The sequence below is a fragment of the Saccharomonospora sp. NPDC046836 genome (assembly GCF_040645195.1).
In the GTDB taxonomy this organism is placed as follows: Bacteria; Actinomycetota; Actinomycetes; order Mycobacteriales; family Pseudonocardiaceae; genus Prauserella_A.
Window position 1 is genome coordinate 1 of sequence record NZ_JBEYXW010000114.1, and the last position, 2,401, is coordinate 2,401.

Below are 2,401 nucleotides of genomic sequence, written 5' to 3' on the forward strand. Positions count from 1 at the left end.
CCGGCCGCCCGGCGAGGTCGCGAGGCCCGGCCGCGAAGAAGGCTGCCGCGCCCGCTGTCGACCCGCGCTTCCCGCACGGCCCGCTCGCCGTGCTGGACGGCGACGGCTCCGCGTACACGGTGGGCGGCGTCGTGCTGGACTGCCCGGCAACCACCGTGCCCGAGCTGGTGGAGTGGACGCTGCGCGAGTCCGGCCTCGGCGCGCCGAAGCTCAACCGGTACGGCAAGGACAGCGACCCGCTGATCGTGCTCACCGCGGCCGCCGCCGTGAAGCTCGGGCTGCCCGAGCGCCTGGAGGGCCACGAGCAGCGCCGCTCCCTCCGCCTCCCCGAGGACCACCCCGCCGTCAAGCAGGTCGTGAAGGCCAAGTGGCAGCTCACCCAGCGCGGCTTCGGCCCGTGGGCGCGGATCTACCGCAAGGCGCAGGGCCGGGAACGGCAGTGCGTGCAGCTGGCGGTCCTGTCCTGGGACGCCCTCGATGAGCGGTCCTGGCCCGGCGTCGCGGAGATGGAGCCGGCCGACATCGCCCGCGTCCTCGGCGTGTACGCGATGCGGGTCATCACCCCGCGCGGCTCCACCGCCGTGTCCGGCCTGGAGCTGATGACGGCGCTGCGCCCGCCGACGAAGGCCGTGCGGGACCAGGAGACCGGGAACTGGGTGTCCGGCTACAACGCGGGCTCCCTGGGGGCGGAGCCGATGGACCCGGCGCCGCCGGAAGCCACCCCGGAGCACCCCGTCGTCGTGAACTCGGGCTGGACGGGCGGCTTCCTGAACGAAGAGGCCTACCAGTGGGTGCGGTCGGTGGAGACGCTGTCCGATGAGGAGTGCACGCTGCCCTTCGCGGTCGGCCTGGACCTCAACACGGCGTTCCTCGCCGCTGCGGCCCGCCTGGTCGTCGGCCTCTCCGCTCCGGACCACTTTCACGCCCCGACGTTCAACCCGAAGATCCCCGGGAGCTGGCTGGCCGACCTCAGCCACATCGAGCTGGACCCGCGCCTGCCCTCCCCGTTCAACCCCGACGGCTCCCGGCCGACGGGGTCGGCCTGGTACCAGACGCACACCCTCGCCTACGCCCAGGAGCTCGGGCACGACGTGCACCCGATCGAGGCGTACCTGCGCAGGGAGACCGGGGCGTACCTGGACCCGTGGCACGACCGCCTCAAGAACGCCTACGTCGACACCCTCGCCGACATGGGCGTCACCAAGGACCTGGACGACGCGGCGTTCCTCGCAGCGATGGAGCAGCACAAGCAGAACGACCCGGCCCTGGCCGCTGTCCTGTCCGCGATCAAGGCCACGGTGAAGGGCGGCGTCGGGAAGCTCCGTGAGCGCCCGCAGGGCAAGTCCTACAAGGAGGGCGAGACGTGGCCGGCCCTGGCCCGGCCGACGTGGCGCCCCGACATCCGGGCCGCCGTCATCAGCAAGGCCCGGGTCAACATGCACCGCAAGCTCAACAACATGGCGAAGATGACCGGGCTCTACCCGCTCGCCGTGCTCTCCGACTGCGTCGTCTACCCGAGCCCGAGCGAGAGCCCGCTCGGCTTCCTCCCCTACGCCGCCTCAGGCAAGCCGCAGCCCGGCGCCTTCCGCCTCGGGCCCACGCCCGGCCTGGCGAAGCTGGAGGGCGTCCAGACGATGCTGTGGGCCGTCGACCTCATGGAACAAGGCCTCAACCCAGCCCGCCACATCAAGGGCGGCGACGCCGTCATGGACGAAGGAGAGTAGAACTGTGGGGGAGATCGACGACGCCATCGAGCGCGCCGACCGTGAAGCGTTCACCAAGGACCCACCCAAGACGCTGAAGGGGCAGATCGGGTTCCTGATCAGGCAGCTCGGCAGCGCAAAGGCCGTCGCTGCGGAGCTCGGCGTCACCGCCGACTCCGTCAACCGCTACCGGCGCGGCGCCCGCAAGCACCCCCGCGCCGACGTCGCCGCGAAGATCGACGACACGGTCAGGGCCCGCTGGCAGCCGCTGGTACGCAAGCGCCGACAGAGGCAGGCGGCCACCACGGGCGGGATCACGGTGGAGACGAGGGCCCGCTTCGGCTACACGTCGTCCGCCGGATCGACCGACGACGGACGGTTCCGCAGGCTCACCGTGCACCTCCCCGCGACATACGCGCAGCAGCTGTTCGAGGCCCGCGACGCGGGGGCCAACGACCAGCAGATGCGCGGAATCATCGCCGAAGGATTCAAGGAAGTGTATTTCCAGGACGGCGGCGGCCGCGCTATGGGACTGTCGGACGTGGAAATCAACGACATCGACTACCTCGATCTGGATTTCTGAACACTGACGGCTCGGGTCCCCGGAGCTCGCCGCGGAACGCTATCTGTGCAAGGCGGCCCGGCTCCCGCTGTTCTGGCAGTTCGTCGGGTTCGGGGACCCGACGAGCAAGCAGTTC

2 protein-coding genes are annotated in these 2,401 nt (G+C 71.1%); both read left to right on the forward strand.

The genetic code is table 11. The features are described from left to right. Positions 1-1,724 (forward strand): hypothetical protein (locus ABZ863_RS35520; RefSeq protein WP_358544166.1); only part of this gene is annotated, 1,724 nt, incomplete at its 5' end. A gap of 4 nt (positions 1,725-1,728) precedes the next feature. Then, positions 1,729-2,286, forward strand: a complete 558-nt coding sequence (locus tag ABZ863_RS35525) for an XRE family transcriptional regulator (RefSeq protein WP_164179283.1) — start codon at positions 1,729-1,731, stop codon at positions 2,284-2,286. The last annotated feature ends 115 nt before the right edge of the window (positions 2,287-2,401 follow it).